Origin of the sequence: Achromobacter spanius (assembly GCF_003994415.1) — a bacterium.
Lineage (GTDB): Bacteria > Pseudomonadota > Gammaproteobacteria > Burkholderiales > Burkholderiaceae_B > Achromobacter > Achromobacter spanius_C.
The window spans coordinates 1,737,216-1,756,461 of record NZ_CP034689.1; the positions used below are offsets into that span (position 1 = coordinate 1,737,216).

At 62.9% G+C, this 19,246-nt stretch carries 17 protein-coding genes; 13 read left to right on the top strand and 4 right to left on the bottom strand.

What is annotated here, in order from left to right:
• Window positions 1–50: 50 nt before the first annotated feature.
• The 4 genes from ELS24_RS07830 to ompA all read right to left on the bottom strand — a co-directional run bounded on the left by ELS24_RS07830 (window position 51) and on the right by ompA (window position 3,782).
• Window positions 51–1,229, bottom strand: a complete 1,179-nt coding sequence (locus ELS24_RS07830) for an MFS transporter (RefSeq protein ID WP_127183797.1) — start codon at window positions 1,227–1,229, stop codon at window positions 51–53.
• A gap of 420 nt (window positions 1,230–1,649) precedes the next feature.
• A complete protein-coding gene (locus ELS24_RS07835; protein ID WP_050447848.1) occupies window positions 1,650–2,324 on the bottom strand; it encodes an HAD-IA family hydrolase in 675 nt (224 codons plus the stop codon).
• A complete protein-coding gene (ubiG, locus tag ELS24_RS07840) occupies window positions 2,321–3,049 on the bottom strand; it encodes a bifunctional 2-polyprenyl-6-hydroxyphenol methylase/3-demethylubiquinol 3-O-methyltransferase UbiG (RefSeq protein WP_050447849.1) in 729 nt (242 codons plus the stop codon). The genes ELS24_RS07835 and ubiG overlap by 4 nt, the downstream gene beginning before the upstream one ends.
• A gap of 151 nt (window positions 3,050–3,200) precedes the next feature.
• Window positions 3,201–3,782, bottom strand: coding sequence for an outer membrane protein OmpA (ompA, locus tag ELS24_RS07845; protein ID WP_050447851.1), 582 nt, complete (start codon window positions 3,780–3,782; stop codon window positions 3,201–3,203).
• A gap of 412 nt (window positions 3,783–4,194) precedes the next feature.
• On the opposite strand from ompA, the gene gyrA reads away from it, so the two are divergent.
• From gyrA to rfaD, 13 genes are all read left to right on the top strand, one after another.
• Window positions 4,195–6,879, top strand: a complete 2,685-nt coding sequence (gene gyrA / locus ELS24_RS07850; RefSeq protein ID WP_050447852.1) for a DNA gyrase subunit A — start codon at window positions 4,195–4,197, stop codon at window positions 6,877–6,879.
• Entirely contained in the window at window positions 6,879–8,009 is a 1,131-nt protein-coding gene (gene serC / locus ELS24_RS07855) for a 3-phosphoserine/phosphohydroxythreonine transaminase (protein ID WP_050447853.1), read from the top strand. The genes gyrA and serC overlap by 1 nt, the downstream gene beginning before the upstream one ends.
• A complete protein-coding gene (gene pheA / locus ELS24_RS07860; RefSeq protein ID WP_127183799.1) occupies window positions 8,002–9,087 on the top strand; it encodes a prephenate dehydratase in 1,086 nt (361 codons plus the stop codon). The genes serC and pheA overlap by 8 nt, the downstream gene beginning before the upstream one ends.
• Before the next feature lie 9 nt (window positions 9,088–9,096).
• A complete protein-coding gene (gene hisC / locus ELS24_RS07865; protein ID WP_050447856.1) occupies window positions 9,097–10,218 on the top strand; it encodes a histidinol-phosphate transaminase in 1,122 nt (373 codons plus the stop codon).
• Window positions 10,215–11,117 carry a prephenate dehydrogenase gene (locus ELS24_RS07870; RefSeq protein WP_127183800.1) on the top strand — a complete coding sequence of 301 codons (903 nt, stop codon included), beginning with the start codon at window positions 10,215–10,217 and terminating at the stop codon, window positions 11,115–11,117. Before hisC ends, ELS24_RS07870 begins: the two co-directional genes overlap by 4 nt.
• A 5-nt stretch (window positions 11,118–11,122) precedes the next feature.
• Window positions 11,123–12,445, top strand: coding sequence for a 3-phosphoshikimate 1-carboxyvinyltransferase (gene aroA, locus ELS24_RS07875; protein WP_050447858.1), 1,323 nt, complete (start codon window positions 11,123–11,125; stop codon window positions 12,443–12,445).
• A gap of 12 nt (window positions 12,446–12,457) precedes the next feature.
• The gene (cmk, locus tag ELS24_RS07880) at window positions 12,458–13,162 is read left to right on the top strand and encodes a (d)CMP kinase (RefSeq protein WP_050447859.1); all 705 of its coding nucleotides are present in this window, start codon (window positions 12,458–12,460) and stop codon (window positions 13,160–13,162) included.
• A 280-nt stretch (window positions 13,163–13,442) separates the two neighbouring features.
• Window positions 13,443–15,155 carry a 30S ribosomal protein S1 gene (gene rpsA, locus ELS24_RS07885; protein WP_006225145.1) on the top strand — a complete coding sequence of 571 codons (1,713 nt, stop codon included), beginning with the start codon at window positions 13,443–13,445 and terminating at the stop codon, window positions 15,153–15,155.
• A gap of 3 nt (window positions 15,156–15,158) precedes the next feature.
• Window positions 15,159–15,518: an integration host factor subunit beta gene (locus ELS24_RS07890; RefSeq protein WP_050447860.1), complete on the top strand. Its 360-nt coding sequence runs from the start codon at window positions 15,159–15,161 to the stop codon at window positions 15,516–15,518.
• Between the two features lie 139 nt (window positions 15,519–15,657).
• A complete protein-coding gene (locus ELS24_RS07895) occupies window positions 15,658–15,972 on the top strand; it encodes a LapA family protein (RefSeq protein WP_050447861.1) in 315 nt (104 codons plus the stop codon).
• Window positions 15,973–16,032: 60 nt separating this feature from the next.
• Entirely contained in the window at window positions 16,033–17,247 is a 1,215-nt protein-coding gene (lapB, locus tag ELS24_RS07900) for a lipopolysaccharide assembly protein LapB (protein ID WP_050447862.1), read from the top strand.
• A complete protein-coding gene (rfaE1, locus tag ELS24_RS07905) occupies window positions 17,244–18,185 on the top strand; it encodes a D-glycero-beta-D-manno-heptose-7-phosphate kinase (RefSeq protein WP_050447863.1) in 942 nt (313 codons plus the stop codon). Before lapB ends, rfaE1 begins: the two co-directional genes overlap by 4 nt.
• Window positions 18,182–19,171: an ADP-glyceromanno-heptose 6-epimerase gene (gene rfaD, locus ELS24_RS07910; protein ID WP_127183801.1), complete on the top strand. Its 990-nt coding sequence runs from the start codon at window positions 18,182–18,184 to the stop codon at window positions 19,169–19,171. Before rfaE1 ends, rfaD begins: the two co-directional genes overlap by 4 nt.
• Window positions 19,172–19,246: the final 75 nt, after the last annotated feature.

The following is a 19,246-nucleotide window of genomic DNA, read 5'->3' on the forward strand; positions in this document are numbered from 1 at the left end:
ACTGTCCGCCGCCCGTCGCCTGGGCGTGGTGCGGCGGACACAAATGGGCGTCAGGCGGCGTTCGCGCAAGCAGGTTTGGCCGACGGCAGCGTGCGCGACGCGAGCATCAGCGCAAGCGCCAGCGCGACTGAAATCGCCACGATCAAGGCTGCCGCCCAACCCAGCGAAGCCAGCCCGTACTGGTCAATCACATGGCCACCCACCACGGCTCCCAGCCCGATCCCGATGTTGGCACCCGATATATTCAGCGACGCCGCGAAGGCGGGCGCCTCGGGGGCCGCTTTCATCAAGCGCACATGGCAAACGATGAAAAGCGCCGCCTGCGCAATGCCCCACAGGCCCAGCGCCACGGCCAGCAGACCATGCGATTGCATCACCGGCGCCACAAATACCAGTCCCGCTGCCATCAGCGAGGAAAACAGGGCGGTGGCGCCCAGGGGGCTGCGGTCCACCATGCGGCCGCCCAGCGTGTTACCGATCAAGCCGACCGCCCCAAAGGCCATCATCGTCCAGCCGACAATCTGCCCATCAAAGCCCGCCAGCCGCTCCAGCATGTCCGCCAGATAGGTGTAGGCCGTGAACATGCCGGTAAACACCAGCAGCGACAGCACCACATGGCCCAGCACGATCGGATTGCGCAGGATGCGCAGTTGCGTGACCAATTTGACACTGTCAGCGCGGATTCGTGTGCTGGGAAAGGCCAGTAGCAACAGCAGGGCTTTAGCGAACGCCACGGCCGATAGTACCCAGAACGCCGCTCGCCAGCCGAATGCGTCCGAGATCAACACCCCGATCGGGATGCCAAACACGGTAGCCGCCACAATACCGAAAGCGACCATGGAAATCGCCCGGCCAGCGCGTGCTGGCCCCACCAGCTCAACGGCGGTTGCGCTGGCCAGTGACCAAAACACGGGCAAGACCAATGCGGGCACAAAGCGCGCCACGGCCATGACCCAGATGTTCGGCGCCAGGGCGGCAACCGCGTTTGAAACGCCGAACAACACCAGCACCCCGATGAATAGCCGCTTGCGTTCGACATTGGCCATCAATGCGGTCAGCAAGGGGCCGGTAGCGGCCACCGTAAAGGCGAACAGCGAAACGAGCAGGCCGGCCTGGGACACGGTGACCTGCAGGTCGCGGGCCAAGGCGGGCAACAATCCGACGATTAGGAATTCGGTGGTCAAAATCGTAAAACCGGCGGCAGAAAGTAGCAGGATGGGCAAAAGCATAGGCATTCCATGGGCGCGATGCCGAATGGCGTCGCGCGAGGGGGGCGTTGTCAGCGAAAAGGTCGTCGGTGCGCGCAAGCATTGGCCGCGCACGGTGCACGAAGGTGTTCAACCGTCGGCGTGGGGGGGAGTGGTTGCGGAGGCAGGCTCCGCAACACCGGCGTCTGCCGGATCGGCAATCGGGAAGTACCCGACCGCCTTGCATGGGTCACACTTTAAGGGACTTGGAAATCCGGATAAAGCGTGCAATTCCGGAAAGATTGTTCGTCGAGTGCAACTAATGGAGGCAGCTACCAGGCGCCACTAATTCGCGCCAGGCATTGGCACGCGGGACTGGCGGGACGAATCAGCACGACGAAATCAGTACGACGAATGGCAAGAGGGCCGGCGGACCGTTGCGGTCCGCCAAGCCTGGCGCCTTTAGCGCAGGTCGATGGGCAGCAACGGCTGGATGGCCGCCCAAAGTTCCTCAGGCGTATTGGCGCAGGTTTCCGCTTCCCAACTGATGATGTTGTCGTCTTCGCCCACGTAGCCATACGCCGCCGCAACGGCGGGCATGCCGGCGGCATGCGCAGCCTGAATGTCGCGCAGGTCGTCGCCCACGTAAACGCAACGATCGGTGGAAAAACCGGCTTCCCGCGCGGCATGCTGCAGCGGCAGCGGATGCGGCTTGGCATGGGCCGTGGTGTCGCCGCAGACAAGCACGGCGCTGTCGCGGGTCAGGTCCAGGAATTCGACGATGGGCAGCGTCAGGTAAGTGACTTTATTGGTGACGATGCCCCACGACATGCCCTGCCGGCGGATATCCGCCAGCAATTCCTCAATGCCGGGGAACAGCTTGCTGTGCACGGTGGAGTTGGCTGCGTAGTCTTCCAGAAACTGCAAGCGCGTCGGCTCATAGTCCGGATCGCCCGGCGCCAGGTCCAGGGCCACCCGAAGCAGGCCGCGCGCGCCTTGCGACGCGACGGGGCGCAGGGCTTCGAAAGGCATGGGTTCCAGACCACGGCGGGTACGCTGCTGATTGGCGGCGGCGGCCAGGTCGGGAGCGGTGTCGGCCAGGGTGCCGTCGAAATCGAACAGGATCAGGGCGCTCATTTGCGGGTAGCCATCAGGTAGTTGACCGAGGTGTCAGACGACAGTGAGTAAATCTGGGTAATTGGGTTGTATTCCATGCCGCGCATGCTTACGGGCTCCAGGCTGGCGGCGCGCGCCGCGGCGGACAGTTCGCTGGGCTTGATGAACTGGTCATAGCTGTGGGTGCCGCGCGGCAGCAGCCGCAGCACGTATTCCGCGCCGATGATGGCGAACAGGAAGGCCTTGGCGTTGCGGTTCAGGGTTGAAAAGAACACCCAGCCGCCCGGTTTCACCAGCGTGGAGCAGGCACGCACGATGGAAGCGGGGTCGGGCACATGCTCCAGCATTTCCATGCAGGTGACCACGTCATACTGGCCGGGCTGCTCGGCCGCCAGTTCTTCCACGGGCACTTTGCGGTATTCCACCTTCACGCCCGACTCCAGGCCATGCAGGCGGGCCACCTTGAGCGATTTGTCGGCCAGATCGATGCCAGTCACGTCCGCACCGCCGCGCGCCATCGCTTCAGACAGGATTCCGCCGCCGCAGCCGACGTCCAACACCTTTTTGCCGGCAAGGCTGCCCGCGCATTCCTGAATCCATTCCAACCGCAGCGGATTGATGGCGTGCAGCGGCTTGAACTCGCTTTCGGGATCCCACCAACGGCTGGCCAAGGCGCTGAACTTGTCGAGTTCAGCCTGATCAGCATTGACGGCAGGGCGGCCGGAGTCGTGAATTTGCGTGGTCATGGGAAGGTCCAGCGAAAGGCGACGCTATATATATAGAGGGGCCCGCCGCGCGTTGCCGGGCAGGCCACGCGCCAGGGCACCAGATTGGTGCGAAGCGGACGAAAAAAAGGGCCTCGCTATGCGAGGCCCCTTATTGTAGCTAGTCCGGCAATTACTTGCGGCTACCCACGATTTCGATTTCAACGCGACGGTTTTGGGCACGGCCCTCTTTCGTCTTGTTGGAAGCGATCGGGTTCAGCTCACCCTTGCCTTCCGTGTAGATACGGTTCGGGTCGATGCCCTTGCTGACCAGGTAGGTCTTGACCGAAGCGGCGCGGCGCTCGGACAGCTTCTGGTTGTAGGCTTCCGTGCCGATCGAGTCGGTGTGGCCAACAGCAATGATGGTTTCCAGCTCGATACCGCGAGCTTGCTGGGCGACTTGGTCCAGCAATTGACGGCCTTCGGGCTTCAGGGTCGACTTGTCGAAGTCGAAGAACGTGTCAGCATTGAACACGACCTTTGCCGCCATCGGGGCCGGCTTCGCCTTCTGTTGTGCAACCGGGACACCGTCGCAACCGGGGATACCGGTGGCAGGGGTCCAGAAAGCATCGCGCCAGCACAGTTCGTTCGTACCGTTTTTCCAAACGTCACCGAACGGGTTGCGCCAGTTGTCCACGGTTTGCGCGGAAGCTACACCAGAGGCCGTGACGGCGGCGAAGGCGAGCGCCAGAGCGAATTTGGAGGGTTTGTTCATGTTTCTCCTCGTTGAGCTTGAAGCTGGATAAGTGACTCGCAGCGAACCCCCGCCGCATATCAGGAAAACGGGGCCAGTATAGCAACGCCAAGAGCTGGTTCAAAGTATTAGCTACTGGGTTTCCTGCGTGCTGGAAACAATCTTAAGGCATTTGGGGGCCTTTGGCTTCCCTGGAGAGGCGCATTAATGCTGGATACGACGTTTTCGGCGCTCGTTCGGTTTCCCATGTTGGTTTTTGACAACAGGGCCGCAGGCCGCCATCGGGCGGCCAAAGAGGCGGCTTGATCAATAGGCCGGGTGAGCGCCTAGCGGGCTACTGCGGCAACCCCGCCAAACGGGAACGGAATCGAATGATAGAATTTCCTGTTTACCCGGCCCGGGTTCCTCCTTACACGATTCTGTCGTTATATATATGGATTCCTTTGCCAAGGAGACGCTTCCGGTTTCGCTGGAAGAAGAGATGCGCCGCAGTTACCTCGATTACGCGATGAGCGTGATCGTTGGGCGGGCGCTACCGGATGTGCGGGACGGGCTCAAACCCGTCCACCGGCGCGTGCTCTACGCGATGCATGAGCTGAACAACGACTGGAACCGCGCTTACAAGAAGTCAGCGCGTATCGTCGGGGACGTTATCGGTAAGTACCACCCCCACGGTGACCAGTCCGTATATGACACCATCGTTCGCATGGCGCAGGATTTCTCCATGCGCTACATGCTTGTCGACGGCCAGGGCAACTTCGGCTCCATCGACGGCGACAACGCCGCGGCGATGCGTTACACCGAAATCCGCCTGGCGAAGATCGCCCACGAATTGCTGGCCGACATCGACCAGGAAACGGTGGACTTCGGCCCCAACTACGACGGCAGCGAACAAGAACCGCTGCTGTTGCCGTCGCGCCTGCCCAACCTGCTGGTCAACGGCAGCTCGGGTATTGCCGTGGGCATGGCCACCAACATTCCGCCGCACAACCTCCAGGAAGTGGTGGACGGCTGCCTGTACTGCCTGCGCAATCCGGCCTGCACGGTCGATGAACTCATCGAGATCATCCCGGCGCCGGACTTCCCCACGGGCGGCATCATCTATGGCATGTCCGGCGTGCGCGAAGGCTATCGCACCGGTCGCGGCCGCGTCATCATGCGCGCCAAGACGCACTTCGAAGACATGGAAAAGGGCAACCGCCAAGCCATCGTCATCGACGCCATCCCCTACCAGGTCAATAAGAAGACGCTGCAGGAACGCATTGCCGAGCTCGTCAACGACAAGAAGATCGAAGGTATCTCCGATATTCGCGACGAGTCCGACAAGGACGGCATGCGCCTGGTCATCGAGCTCAAGCGCGGCGAAGTGCCCGAGGTTGTGCTGAACAACCTGTACAAGAACACGCAGTTGCAAGACACCTTCGGGATGAACCTGGTGGCGCTGGTCGATGGCCAGCCCCGCCTGCTCAACCTGAAGCAGATGATCGATTACTTCCTGCAGCATCGCCGCGAAGTGGTCACGCGCCGCACGGTGTTCCAACTGCGCAAGGCCCGCGAACGCGGCCACGTGCTGGAAGGTCTGGCCGTTGCGCTGGCCAACATCGACGATTTCATCACCATCATCAAGGCCGCGCCGACGCCTCCCGTCGCGCGCCAGGAATTGATGGCGAAGTCGTGGGATTCGTCGCTGGTGCGCGAGATGCTGTCGCGCGCCGACGGCGACACGCCGGGAGGCCGGGCGGCCTTCCGTCCGGACGACCTGGGCACCGAGTTCGGCCTGCAAGGCGACGGCATGTACCGCCTGAGCGATACGCAGGCTCAGGAAATCCTGAACATGCGCCTGCAACGCCTGACCGGGCTGGAGCAGGACAAGATCGTCGGCGAATACAAGGACATCATGTCCACCATCGCCGACCTGCTCGACATCCTGGCCCGCCCCGAGCGCATCACGACCATCATCAGCGACGAACTCCAGGCCATCAAGGCCGAGTTCTCGACGAACACCAAGGACTCGCGCCGTTCGGAAATCGAACTGAACGCGACCGAGCTCGACACCGAAGATCTGATCACGCCCACCGACATGGTCGTGACCCTGTCTCACGGCGGGTACATCAAGAGCCAGCCCCTGTCCGAATACCGCTCGCAAAAGCGTGGCGGACGCGGCAAGCAGGCCACGGCGATGAAGGAAAACGACTGGATCGACCAGTTGTTCATTGCCAACACGCATGACTACCTGCTCTGCTTCTCGAACCGTGGCCGCGTGTACTGGCTGAAGGTCTGGGAAGTGCCGCAGGGCACGCGCAACTCGCGCGGCAAGCCCATCGTGAACATGTTCCCGCTGGCTGACGGCGAGAAGATCACCGTGGTGCTGCCGGTCAAGGAATTCAGCGAAGATCACTACGTCTTCATGGCGACGTCGCGCGGCACGGTCAAGAAGACCCCGCTGTCCGACTTCTCCAACCCGCGCAAGGCCGGCATCATTGCCGTCGACCTTGACGATGGCGACTACCTGATCGGCGCAGACCTTACCGACGGTAAGCACGATGTCATGCTGTTCTCGGATTCGGGCAAGGCCGTGCGCTTTGACGAAAACGACGTGCGCCCTATGGGCCGCAACGCCCGTGGCGTGCGCGGCATGATGCTGGAAGAAACGCAGACCGTCATCGCGTTGCTGGTTGCCGGCGACGAAACGCAGACCGTGCTGACCGCCACCGAAAACGGATACGGCAAGCGCACCCCGATCGGCGAATACACCCGCCACGGTCGTGGCACGAAGGGCATGATCGCCATCCAGACCACCTCGCGTAATGGCAAGGTGGTGGGCGCGGTGCTGGTCAACCCGACCGACGAAATCATGCTGATCACCACCGGCGGCGTGCTGGTGCGTACCCGAGTCGCGGAAATCCGCGAAATGGGCCGTGCGACTCAAGGCGTCACGCTGATCAACGTTGATGACGGCAGCACGCTGTCCGGTGTGCGTCGTGTGGTGGAAAGCGATGCGGACGACGACGGTGAACTGGACGAAGACGTCCAGGCCGAAGGCGGCGCGACGGAAGGCGGCGACGACAGCAACGGCGCAGCGGACTCGACGGATTCGACGGAACCTACGGAGCAATAATGGCCCGCCCCTGGAACTTCTCGGCAGGCCCCTCGGCCTTGCCCGAGGTGGTATTGCAGCAAGCAGCAGCTGAGATGCTGGATTGGCATGGCAGTGGCATGTCGGTGATGGAAATGTCTCATCGCGGCAAGCACTTCGTGCAGATCTGCGACGAAGCTGAATCCGATCTGCGCGATCTTTTGGGCTTGCCCGCCGATTACGCAGTCATGTTCATGCAAGGCGGCGGTTCCGGGGAAAACGCCATCGTTCCCATGAATCTCATGGGGCGTCGCGGCACACCGGCCGCCGACTTCGTCGTGACGGGCCATTGGTCCAAGCGTTCCTACAAGGAAGCGGCCCGCTACGGCAGCACTCATGTCGCGGCAAGTAGCGAACAAGCCATCCAGCTGGATGGCCGCGAACAGGCGCCGCTGACCTGGGTGCCGCCGGTCGACTCCTGGAACGTGCGCAAGGAATCGGCCTACCTGCATCTGTGCAGCAACGAAACCATAGGCGGCGTCGAGTTCATGGACTGGCCCGACACCGCCGCGCTGGGCGCGCCGGACGTTCCGCTGGTGGTCGATGCGTCGTCGCATTTCCTGTCGCGTCCGATGGACGTGACGCGCTGCGGCATGGTGTATGCCGGTGCGCAGAAAAACGCTGGCCCGGCAGGCGTAACCATGGTCATCGCTCGCCGCGACCTGATCGGCCACGCCTTGCCAATCTGCCCGTCGGCGTTCGATTACGCCAACGTGGCCGCCGAGCATTCGCGCTACAACACGCCGCCCACGTTCGCGATCTACGTCGCGGGCCTGGTGTTCAAGTGGGTCAAGGCCAATGGCGGCGTGGCGGGCATGGAAGCCGCCAACAAGGCCAAGGCCGACCTGCTGTATGGCTATCTGGACAGCAGCAATTTCTACCGCAATCCCATTCATGCACCCGTGCGTTCGCGCATGAACGTGCCGTTTGTGCTGCGCGACGAATCGCTGAACGATGCCTTCCTGCAAGGCGCCGACGCAGCGGGTCTGACCCAGTTGAAAGGGCACAAGAGCGTGGGCGGCATGCGCGCGTCCATTTACAACGCCGTGCCCCTTGCCGGGGTGGCGGCGCTGGTCGAGTACCTGAAGGAATTCGAGCGCCGCTATGGATGACGATCTGCAGCGCAAGCTGCGCCCCTTGCGCGAACGCATTGATGCGTTGGATGCGCAAATTCTTGATCTCTTGTCGCAGCGCGCCAGTGCCGCGCTGGAAGTGGGCGAGGCCAAGCACGCGGCACAAGCCGACGGGCCGGTCTTGCGCCCCGAGCGCGAGGCCGAGGTCATCCGCCGTTTGCAGCAGATCAACCCCGGCCCTTTCCCGAATGCGGGCGTGGCGTCGGTGTGGACCGAGATCATCTCGGCCTGCCGTGGTCTGGAGCGCGGCATGACCGTTGCCTATCTTGGCCCGCAAGGCTCGTTTTCCGAGCAGGCCGCGCTGGAGCATTTCGGCCACGCCGTGCAGAAACTGCCGTGCGTCTCGTTCGATGAGGTGTTTCGCGCGGTTGAGGCCGGCCAGGCTGATGTGGGCATGGTGCCGGTGGAAAATTCCACCGAAGGCGCAGTCAACCGCAGCCTGGACCTGCTGCTGAACACCCCGCTGACCATTCTGGGTGAGCGTTCGCTGGTGATCCGCCATTGCCTGATGTCGCAATCGGGCAGCATGGAAGGCGTCAAGACCATCTCGGCGCATCCGCAGGCGCTGGCCCAGTGCCAGGGCTGGCTGACGCGCAACTATCCTGATGTGGACCGCGTCGCGGCGTCCAGCAATTCCGAAGCGGCGCGCGCCGCGGCGGGGGACCCGACCATCGCTGCAATCGCCGGCGAAGTGGCCGCGCCCGCCTGGAATCTTGAGGTGATTGCGTCCGGCATCCAGGACGATCCGCACAACCGCACTCGCTTCCTGGCCATCGGCAACATCCAGCCGTTGGTCAGTGGCAAGGACAAGACCAGCCTGATCCTGGCCGTGCCCAACCGCGCGGGCGCCGTGTACGAAATGCTGGCGCCGCTGGCGGCCAACGGCGTGTCGATGACGCGCTTCGAGTCGCGCCCCGCGCGCACCGGCCAATGGGAATATTATTTCTACGTAGACGTGCTGGGTCACCGCAATGATCCGAACGTTGAGCGCGCCCTTGCCACGTTGCAGGCGCAGGTTGCCTACCTGAAGGTGCTGGGTTCCTACCCGGCGCCGTGAGTCCACAACATGACCACCGCATCCAAGCCCCTCGTTGCCCCCGCGCACGTCAGCGCCATCGCGCCGTATCAGGCGGGCAAGCCCATTGAAGAACTGGCCCGTGAATTCGGGCTGGACCCGGCCAGCATCGTGAAGTTGGCCTCCAACGAAAACCCGCTGGGCATGCCCAAGTCGGCGCGCGCGGCCATGCTGGCCGCGGCCGAGTCCCTGGCCCGTTATCCGGACCCCAATGGATTTGATCTGAAGGCGGCGCTGGCCGAGCGTTACGGCGTGCCGATGAACTGGATCACCTTGGGCAATGGCTCGAACGACATCCTGGAGATCGCGGCGCTGGCCTTGCTGGAGCCGGGTTCGTCAGCGGTGTACGCGCAGCATTCGTTCGCGGTCTACCGCTTGGCCACGCAAGCGCGCGGCGCGCGCCACATCGTGGTGCCGGCCAAGGACTATGGTCATGATCTGGATGCCATGTTCGACGCCATCGCCGACGACACGCGTCTGCTTTTCATTGCCAACCCTAACAATCCCACGGGCACCTTTGTGTCGGGCGATAAGGTCACGTCGTTCCTGGAGCGTGTGCATGCCGCCCACGGCGACCGCGTCACCGTCGTGCTGGACGAGGCCTACAACGAATACCTGGATCCGGAATACCGTTTCGACAGCACCGCGCTGGCGCGCCGTTTTCCGAACCTGATCATCTCGCGCACCTTCTCCAAGGCCTATGGGCTGGCGGGGCTGCGCGTGGGCTTCTCGGTGTCGCAGCCGCCGCTGACTGACTTGCTGAATCGTGTGCGTCAGCCGTTCAACGTCAACACGCTGGCGCAGGCTGCCGCGATTGCCGCACTGGGCGACACCGCATACCTGGAAGAAGCCTATGCGTCGAACAAGTCGGGCAAGGCGCAACTGTGCGCCGCATTTGACCGCCTTGCGCTGCGCTACGTGCCCAGCTACGGTAATTTTGTGCTGGTGCATGTGGGCGATGCGCCCCGCATCAATCTGGAATTGCTCAAGCGCGGCGTGATCGTGCGCCCCGTGGCGGGTGACGGTCTGCCGGAATGGTTGCGCGTGTCGATCGGCCTGCCCGAAGAGAACGCCCGCTTTATTGATGCCCTGACCGACATTCTGGCCACATGAACGACGCGTTACCTTCTACCGATCAGGGGGCCGCTGGCCCCCTGATTCCTGTATTGGCCGTGGTGGGCGTTGGCCTGATCGGCGGGTCGTTCGCCGCGGCGTTGCGTCGGGCAGGGCAGGTGGGCCGTGTGCTGGGGGTTGGGCGCAACGCGGCGTCGCTGGCTAGGGCGGTCGAACTGGGCCTTATTGATGAGGCTGTCAGCGCCGAAGACGCTGCGGCGCGCGCTGATCTGGTCCTGTTGTCCACGCCGGTTGGCGGCCTGAAAAACGTGTTGTCGAGAATGCTGCCCCACCTGGGCGCGGCCACCGTGGTGACCGACGCGGGCAGCACCAAGGCCGAAGTCGTCGACGCCGCGCGTGAGGCGCTGGGCGAGCGGGTCGGATGCTTCGTGCCCGGTCATCCGATCGCAGGCGCCGAGCGCACGGGTCCCGAGGCCGCTGATGCCAAGCTCTACGCCGGCCGCACGGTCATCCTGACGCCGCTTGCCGAGAACAGCGCCGCGGCCATCAACCAGGTGCGCCGAGCATGGCAGGCCTGCGGCGCGAGCGTGATCGATATGGATGCTGGCGCGCACGACCGTGTGCTGGCGTCTGTCAGCCATCTGCCCCACCTGCTGTCGTCGGTCTATATGGAGCAGGTGGCCACGGCCGCTGACGCCCGCACCCGGCTTGACCTCGCGGGCAGTGGTTTTCGTGATTTCACGCGCATCGCGGCGGGCTCGCCGGAGATGTGGCGCGATATTTTCCTATCCAATCGCGATGCGATGCTGGCCGAGCTTGCCGACGTGCGCGCCGTGCTGGATCGTGCCGAACGCGCCATTGCCGACGGCGATGACGTGACGTTGCTGGCATTGCTGGATACGGCGGCGCAAGCGCGCCGTAACTGGCGCAAGGAGTAGCTGAAATGGGCGCTTTGCCTTATCTGGACCTGCCGTGTGTGCGCCAAGCGCAGGGTGTGATGGCCTTGCCGGGTTCCAAGAGCATTTCCAATCGCGTGTTGCTGCTGTCGGCAATTGCCGAGGGCGCCACCACGATTACCGGGCTGCTGGATTCCGACGATACGCGCGTCATGCTTGGCGCCTTGCGTCAGTTGGGCGTGCAGGTATCCGAACTGGATGCCGGCAGTGTCACCGTGCAGGGCGTGCAGCGGTTCCCGGTCGAAAGTGCCGATCTTTTCATGGGTAACGCTGGCACGGCGATACGTCCCCTGACTGCCGCGCTGGCGCTCATGGGCGGGGATTACCGCCTGTCGGGCGTGCCGCGCATGCATGAACGACCCATCGGCGATCTGGCGGACGCTTTGAATGCACTGGGTGCCCGTATTGATTACCTGGGGCAGCCGGGCTATCCGCCGTTGCATATTGGCCGCGGCCAGATCTCGGACGACGCGGTGGCGCGCGTACAGGGTTCGGTGTCCAGCCAGTTCTTGACCGCCTTGCTGCTGGCGGCGCCATTGCAGGCCGGCCTTAGCGGTAAACCGGTGACGATTGAGGTGGTAGGCGAACTGATCTCCAAACCTTACATTGAGATCACGCTAAATCTGATGGCACGCTTTGGTGTGCAGGTGCGGCGCGATGGCTGGAGCCGTTTTGTGATCGACGGCGGCGCAGGCTATCGCAGCCCAGGGCAGATTGCGGTGGAAGGCGATGCCTCGACGGCGTCCTACTTTTTGGCGCTTGGTGCGATCGGCGGCGGCCCGTTGCGAGTAACGGGTGTGGGCGCTGACAGCATTCAGGGCGACGTCGCGTTTGCCGATACGTTGGCGCAAATGGGGGCCAACGTGGCCTACGGTCCTGACTGGATCGAGGTTACCGGAGTTCGCGTGGCCGACGGCGCTCGCCTGAAGGCCTTCGACACGGATTTCAATCTGATCCCGGACGCCGCCATGACCGCCGCGGCGCTGGCGCTCTATGCCGACGGCCCCTGCCTGTTGCGCAACATCGGCAGCTGGCGCGTGAAGGAAACCGATCGCATTCACGCCATGCAGACCGAGCTTGAAAAGCTGGGCGCGCAGGTGGAATCGGGGCCGGATTGGCTGCGAGTCATTCCGCCCTCGCAGGACGCCTGGCGCGATGCGCACATCGGCACCTGGGATGACCACCGCATGGCGATGTGTTTCTCATTGGCCGCGTTCGGGCCGGCGGCGGTTCGGATTATGGATCCCGGTTGCGTCAGCAAGACGTTCCCGGGTTATTTTGATGTTTACAGCAGCCTGGTCTCGGCTTAGCGCACTGCCCACATGAATTCGACTTCCCCGACCGACTCTTCAGTCTCCGTCATCACGATTGACGGCCCCACCGCATCCGGAAAGGGCACGGTAGCGCATCGCGTCGCCAAGGCGCTGGGCTGGGCTGTCCTGGACAGCGGCGCGTTGTACCGCCTGACCGCCTTGGCCGCTCTCAAGCAAGGCGTGTCCGCCGACGACGAACCCGGCGTAGCGCGTGTGGCCGAAACTCTGGATGTGCGCTTCGACGGCCCGCATGTGTATCTGGCGGGTGTGGATGTGGGCCACGACATCCGTCGTGAGGAAGTCGGCAATTTTGCTTCCCGCGTGGCGGCATTTCCCGGTGTGCGACTAGCCTTGCTTGAGCGCCAGCGTGCCTTTCGGCTGCCGCCTGGGCTGGTCGCGGACGGTCGCGACATGGGCACCGTGGTGTTCCCCGATGCGTCCCTTAAGGTGTTCCTGGTTGCCGACGTGGTGGCCCGGGCGGAGAGGCGGCGTAAGCAGTTGATCGAAAAGGGAATTTCTGCTAATCTAGACGACCTTCTGCGAGACATGCGCGAGCGAGACGCCCGCGATACCGAACGCGCCACGGCGCCGCTGGCTCCCGCAGCAGACGCACACGTGCTGGATTCGTCTGATTTGACGATTGCAGAAACGGTGCAGGCAATACTGGATTTTTGGCAGCAGGCTGGCAATAAAGCAAGTAACTCAGGCAAATAGCTTAGGCAAGCAGCTTAGGCAAGCAGCTTAGGCAAATAGCCCGGGCGACGGCTGATTTACCAGAATTTGCGCTGCAAAATCGCCCGGACAGTGCAACGTGTAACGAACGTGCAAGGTCCGGGCCAAGTTTTACTTGATTAGGCCCTGTCCTAGCCAGGCGCAACCCCCACGGGCCACCCCGCAGGGCAAACCGGCAGGCAGGTATTTTGACTCCACTGTGGCGGGCAATCCGCTGCGGTGTGTTCTTAACGGCCATTTCGGCCCAATGGATTTCAACCCCATGTCTTCCGTTTCCACTACCGCCACCGGCGGCGAAAGCTTCGCCGACCTTTTCGCACAAAGCCTCAAGAGCCAGGACATGAAGTCCGGCGAGGTCATCAGCGCCGAAGTCGTGCGCGTCGACCATAATTTCGTCGTCGTCAACGCCGGCCTGAAGTCCGAAGCGCTGATCCCCCTGGAAGAGTTCCTGAATGACCAGGGCGAGCTCGAAGTGCAACCCGGCGATTTCGTCTCGGTGGCCATCGATTCCCTGGAAAACGGCTACGGCGACACCATCCTGTCGCGTGACCGCGCCAAGCGCCTGTCGGCCTGGCTGCAGCTGGAAAAGGCCCTGGAAAACGGCGAACTGGTTACCGGCACCATCACCGGCAAGGTGAAGGGCGGCCTGACCGTCATGACCAACGGCATCCGCGCGTTCCTGCCGGGTTCGCTGGTGGATCTGCGTCCGGTCAAGGACACCACCCCGTACGAAGGCAAGACCCTCGAATTCAAGGTCATCAAGCTCGACCGCAAGCGCAACAACGTTGTGCTGTCGCGTCGCCAGGTGCTGGAAGCCAGCATGGGCGAAGAGCGTCAAAAGCTGCTCGAAACCCTGCACGAAGGTGCCGTGGTCAAGGGCGTGGTCAAGAACATCACCGACTACGGCGCGTTCGTTGATCTGGGCGGCATCGATGGCCTGCTCCACATCACCGACATGGCATGGCGTCGTGTGCGTCACCCGTCCGAAGTCCTGCAAGTGGGTCAAGAAGTCGAAGCCAAGGTCCTCAAGTTCGACCAGGAAAAGAGCCGCGTCTCGCTGGGCGTCAAGCAACTGGGCGAAGATCCGTGGGTGGGCCTGGCTCGCCGCTACCCGCAAGGCACCCGCCTGTTCGGTAAGGTCACGAACCTGACCGACTACGGCGCGTTCGTTGAAGTCGAAGCCGGCATCGAAGGCCTGGTTCACGTCTCCGAAATGGACTGGACCAACAAGAACGTCGACCCGCGCAAGGTTGTTACCCTGGGCGAAGAAGTCGAAGTCATGGTCCTGGAAATCGACGAAGACCGTCGTCGTATCTCGCTGGGCATGAAGCAGTGCCGTCAAAACCCGTGGGAAGAGTTCGCCACGAACTTCAAGCGCGGCGACAAGGTCCGCGGCGCCATCAAGTCGATCACCGACTTCGGCGTGTTCGTCGGCCTGCCTGGCGGCATCGACGGCCTGGTTCACCTGTCCGACCTGTCGTGGACGGAAACGGGCGAAGAAGCCGTGCGCAACTTCAAGAAGGGCGACGAGATCGAAGCCGTGGTTCTGGGCATCGATACCGACAAGGAACGCATCTCGCTGGGCATCAAGCAGCTGGAAGGCGACCCCTTCAACAACTTCGTCGCCACGTTTGACAAGGGCGCGGTTGTTCCGGGCACCATCAAGTCCGTCGAAGCCAAGGGCGCCGTGGTTACGCTGTCCGTGGACGTTGAAGGTTACCTGCGCGCTTCCGAGATCTCCTCGGGCCGCGTTGAAGATGCCACCACCGTGCTGAACGCCGGCGAAAACATCGAAGCCATGATCGTCAACATCGACCGCAAGACGCGTTCGATCCAACTGTCGATCAAGGCCCGCGACAACGCCGAAACCGCCGATACGATCCAGCGCATGTCCGACGCCAGCGCTTCGTCCGGCACCACCAACCTCGGCGCGCTGCTGAAGGCCAAGCTGGACCAACAGCGCAACGACGGTTAATTCGTGACCAAGTCGGAGCTGATCGCCGCCTTGGCGGCCCGCTATCCTCAGCTGGCCGCCCGCGACACCGATTACGCCGTCAAGACCGTGTTGGATGCAATGACCCAGGCCCTGGCCTCGGGTCAGCGCATCGAGATCCGCGGCTTTGGCAGCTTTTCGTTGTCGCAGCGGTCTCCCCGCATCGGTCGCAATCCGAAATCTGGCGAACAAGTGCTGGTGCCTGGCAAACAGGTGCCGCACTTCAAGGCAGGCAAGGAATTGCGCGAGCGGGTTGACCTGGTCGGCGGCAACGATGAGGACGCCCAGTCTTCTGAGTCGGGTGAGCCGATGACGTCAATGGCAAGTTTGCACGCCATGCACTGACGAGTCGGCTAGTAAGGCTGCCTACGGGCAGATCGGACCGAGAACAGGCCCCTTGAGAAATCAAGGGGCTTTGTTTTTTTCCTTGGACGGTTAAGACGTCGCTTACAATTGACCGTCTTGAATCTCTGGAGCATGCGTCATGCGCTATCTCGTCTGGGCCCTGCGATTGCTCGTGTTTATTGCGGTATTGATGTTCGCCTTGAAGAACACCGATCCGGTTGCCGTGAAGTTCTACGCGGACTACGTCGTGCAAGACGTGCCGCTGATCGTCGTGATGCTGGTTGTGTTTGTGGCTGGCGCCTTGTTCGGCCTGTTGTTGACCGTGCCTGCCGCCATGCGTCGCCGCCGCGAAGCCATACGCTTGCGCCGCGAGCTGGACCGCGTCCAGGCCGCCGTCAACGGCACCACGCCCGTCGTGCCGCCCGAAGCCGTTGCACCGATGTCGCCGCTCTGATGGCGAGCCAAACACCGCAAGTCCCGCATTCCGCACTGAATTACCGCAAGAGCCCGAACCGTGGATTTTGAACCTTGGTGGTTGATTTTCGTGCCGGTGTTGTTCGCGCTGGGCTGGCTGGCCGCGCGTTTCGATATCCGGCAGATGCTTCGGGAAACCCGCAGCCTGCCTGACTCCTATTTCCGCGGGCTGAATTTCCTGCTCAATGAAGAGCCGGATCGCGCAATCGACGCCTTTGTCGAAGTCGCCAAGCTGGACCCGGAAACCACAGAGCTGCACTTCGCATTGGGCAGCCTGTTCCGCCGGCGCGGAGAAATGGAGCGCGCCATCCGCGTGCACCAAAGCCTGCTCAGCCGTTCCGACCTGCCCGACGCCGAGCGCGAGCACGCCCAGCATGAACTGGCCCAGGACTTTCTCAAAGCCGGCATGCTGGACCGCGCTGAAAGTGGTTTCGAGCAGTTGAAGGACACGCGCTACGCTCTGCCGGCCCTGCGTTCCCTGATTCGCATCTTTGAGTCCGAGCACGATTGGCCGCGCGCCATCGAAGCCGTCAAGACCTTGCAGGGCCTGGTCGACGAGCCGGTGCCGCAAATCGTGCACTACTACTGCGAACAGGCGCAGACCGCGCTGTCGGCCAAGCCCGCGGATGTGGATGCGGCACACAAGGCGCTGGACGCCGCCGACCACGCCTTGTCGACCACCGATACCTCGGTGGGCAAGGGCGCCATGGTGCGCACCGCCATGCTGCGCGCCCGCCTGGCATTGCTTGAGCAGGACCCGAAGCGCGAGCGGCTCTATCTGGAATCGGTCATGACCGACGCGCCTGAATTCGCGGGGCTGGTCGCCGAACAATTGCTGGCGAACTATCGCGCCGCCAATCAGATCGAGGCAGGCCTGGATTTCCTGCTGAAGCAGTATCAGCGCCACGCCTCGTTGGACCTCTTCAACGTGGTGTTCCGCGAATTGCGCGCGCAGCAGGGGTCGGAGGTGGCATGGACGTTTGCGCGCGGCGCATTGCGCAGTCATCCGTCCTTGCTGGGCCTGGACCGTCTGTTGGAAGCCGAACTGGCCAATCCGGAAGGTGGCGCCGAAAAGGGGCCGGTGCCCGGCGCCGACCTGACGCTGCTGCGCAGCCTGATTCACAAGCATACGCAACGACTGGACCGCTATGCGTGCCGCAGTTGTGGTTTTCAAGCGCGTCGTTTTTATTGGCAATGTCCCGGCTGCAACGCCTGGGAGACCTATGCGCCGCGCCGCCTGGAAGAACTTGAATGAAGCCTTTCCCCGCCGAAGCCATTTCGCAAAGCCGCGTCCTAGTGGTTGGCGACGTGATGCTGGACCGCTACTGGTTCGGTGAAGTCGAACGCATCTCGCCGGAAGCGCCCGTGCCCGTGGTGCGCGTTGCGCGCCGTGAAGACCGCCTGGGTGGCGCCGCCAACGTAGCGCGCAACGTTGCGGCGCTGGGCGGCCAGGTGACGTTGGTGGGCGTGCTGGGCGAAGATGAGGCGGGCGACAGCATTCGCCGCCTGTCCGCCGAGGCCGGCATCCATGCCGACCTGATTGCCGACCCGTCCTTGCACACCACGCTGAAGATGCGCGTGCTGGGCCGCCAGCAACAATTGCTGCGCGTGGATTTCGAGCAGCATCCCGAACCTGCCGCCTTGGATAGCGTGGACGCCGCGCTGGCCCGGCATCTGGCCAACCATGATGTGGTGGTGCTGTCGGACTATGCCAAGGGCGTGCTGACGCGCGTCGAATCTCTCGTGTCCATGGCCCGCCATGCCGGCATTCCAGTGCTCGTGGACCCCAAGGGCGACGACTATTCGCGCTATCGTGGCGCGACGCTGGTCACCCCTAACCGGGCGGAAATGCAGCAAGCCGTGGGCCGCTGGAATTCCGAAGCTGAATTGACCGACCGCGCGCAACGCTTGCGCGCCAATCTTGATCTTGAAGCCTTGCTTGTGACGCGTTCCGAGCAAGGTATGACGTTGTTTACCGATGCGGGACGCGACCACATCGACGCGCAGGCGCACGAAGTGTTTGATGTGTCCGGCGCGGGCGATACGGTGTTGGCCACCCTGGCGGTCTCACGCGCCATTGGCCTGCCCTGGGCCGAGTCGATGGGCTGGGCCAACAAGGCCGGCGGCATCGCCGTGGGCAAGCTGGGCACGTCCGTCGTCACCGCCGCGGAATTGGCAGGAGAAACCTCATGATCGTCGTAACCGGAGCCGCGGGCTTCATTGGCAGCAACCTGGTGCGCGGACTCAACCGCCGCGGCATCCATGACATCATCGCGGTTGACGATCTGACCGAGGGCGACAAGTTCGTCAATTTGGTCGATTGCCAGATCGCCGACTACATGGACAAGGACGACTTCCGCCGCCGCGTTGCCGACGGAAGTTTGCCCGAGGTGCGTGCGGTGCTGCATCAAGGTGCGTGCTCGGACACCACCGAGCGCAACGGCCGTTACATGATGGACAACAATTACCGCGTCACGCTTGAACTGTTCGAGTTCTGCCAGGCGCGTCGCATTCCGTTCCTGTACGCCTCGTCCGCCGCCGTCTATGGCGCGTCGTCGGTGTATGTGGAAGACCCGGCCAACGAAGGGCCGTTGAACGTCTACGGCTATTCCAAGCTGCTGTTCGACCAGGTGCTGCGCAAGCGCATGGGCAGCCTGACCGCGCAAGTCGTGGGCCTGCGTTATTTCAACGTGTACGGGCCACACGAACAGCACAAGGGCCGCATGGCCTCGGTGGCGTTCCACAACATGAACCAGTTCCTGGAGCACGGCCACGTGCGGCTGTTCGCGGGCTGGGACGGTTATGTAGATGGTGGCCAAAGCCGCGACTTCATCTCGGTCGAAGACGTGGTGGCGGTCAATCTGCACTTTCTCGATCACCCCGAGCAATCCGGTATTTTTAATTGCGGCACGGGGCGGGCGCAGCCCTTCAACGATGTGGCCGCGGCCGTCGTGAACACATTGCGCGGCGAGAACGGAGACGCTGAACTGAGCTTGGCGCAGTTGGTTGAGCTGGACCTGATCCGCTATATCCCGTTCCCCGATGACCTCAAGGGACGCTACCAAAGCTATACGCAGGCCGATGTGTCGCAACTGCGGGCGGCCGGCTTTCAGGCGCCGATGCGCGACGTGCAGACCGGCGTGGCCGAATACGTTCGGTATTGGCGCGCGCGGGGCTGACCCGGATATTACGCCCCGCCAGCAAGACACAAGCCACCCTTTGAGGTGGCTTTTTCTTGCCTGACGGCTGATGCG

Excerpts from the sequence above, each read along its gene's own strand:
- pheA (WP_127183799.1), top strand. The coding sequence starts at position 8,002 with ATGGATGACGATCTGCAGCGCAAGCTGCGCCCCTTGCGCGAACGCATT.
- hisC (WP_050447856.1), top strand. The coding sequence starts at position 9,097 with ATGACCACCGCATCCAAGCCCCTCGTTGCCCCCGCGCACGTCAGCGCC.
- gyrA (WP_050447852.1), top strand. The coding sequence starts at position 4,195 with ATGGATTCCTTTGCCAAGGAGACGCTTCCGGTTTCGCTGGAAGAAGAG.
- ELS24_RS07830 (WP_127183797.1), bottom strand. The coding sequence starts at position 1,229 with ATGCTTTTGCCCATCCTGCTACTTTCTGCCGCCGGTTTTACGATTTTG.
- rfaE1 (WP_050447863.1), top strand. The coding sequence starts at position 17,244 with ATGAAGCCTTTCCCCGCCGAAGCCATTTCGCAAAGCCGCGTCCTAGTG.
- serC (WP_050447853.1), top strand. The coding sequence starts at position 6,879 with ATGGCCCGCCCCTGGAACTTCTCGGCAGGCCCCTCGGCCTTGCCCGAG.
- ELS24_RS07835 (WP_050447848.1), bottom strand. The coding sequence starts at position 2,324 with ATGAGCGCCCTGATCCTGTTCGATTTCGACGGCACCCTGGCCGACACC.
- rfaD (WP_127183801.1), top strand. The coding sequence starts at position 18,182 with ATGATCGTCGTAACCGGAGCCGCGGGCTTCATTGGCAGCAACCTGGTG.
- ELS24_RS07870 (WP_127183800.1), top strand. The coding sequence starts at position 10,215 with ATGAACGACGCGTTACCTTCTACCGATCAGGGGGCCGCTGGCCCCCTG.
- cmk (WP_050447859.1), top strand. The coding sequence starts at position 12,458 with ATGAATTCGACTTCCCCGACCGACTCTTCAGTCTCCGTCATCACGATT.
- ompA (WP_050447851.1), bottom strand. The coding sequence starts at position 3,782 with ATGAACAAACCCTCCAAATTCGCTCTGGCGCTCGCCTTCGCCGCCGTC.
- ubiG (WP_050447849.1), bottom strand. The coding sequence starts at position 3,049 with ATGACCACGCAAATTCACGACTCCGGCCGCCCTGCCGTCAATGCTGAT.
- aroA (WP_050447858.1), top strand. The coding sequence starts at position 11,123 with ATGGGCGCTTTGCCTTATCTGGACCTGCCGTGTGTGCGCCAAGCGCAG.
- rpsA (WP_006225145.1), top strand. The coding sequence starts at position 13,443 with ATGTCTTCCGTTTCCACTACCGCCACCGGCGGCGAAAGCTTCGCCGAC.
- ELS24_RS07895 (WP_050447861.1), top strand. The coding sequence starts at position 15,658 with ATGCGCTATCTCGTCTGGGCCCTGCGATTGCTCGTGTTTATTGCGGTA.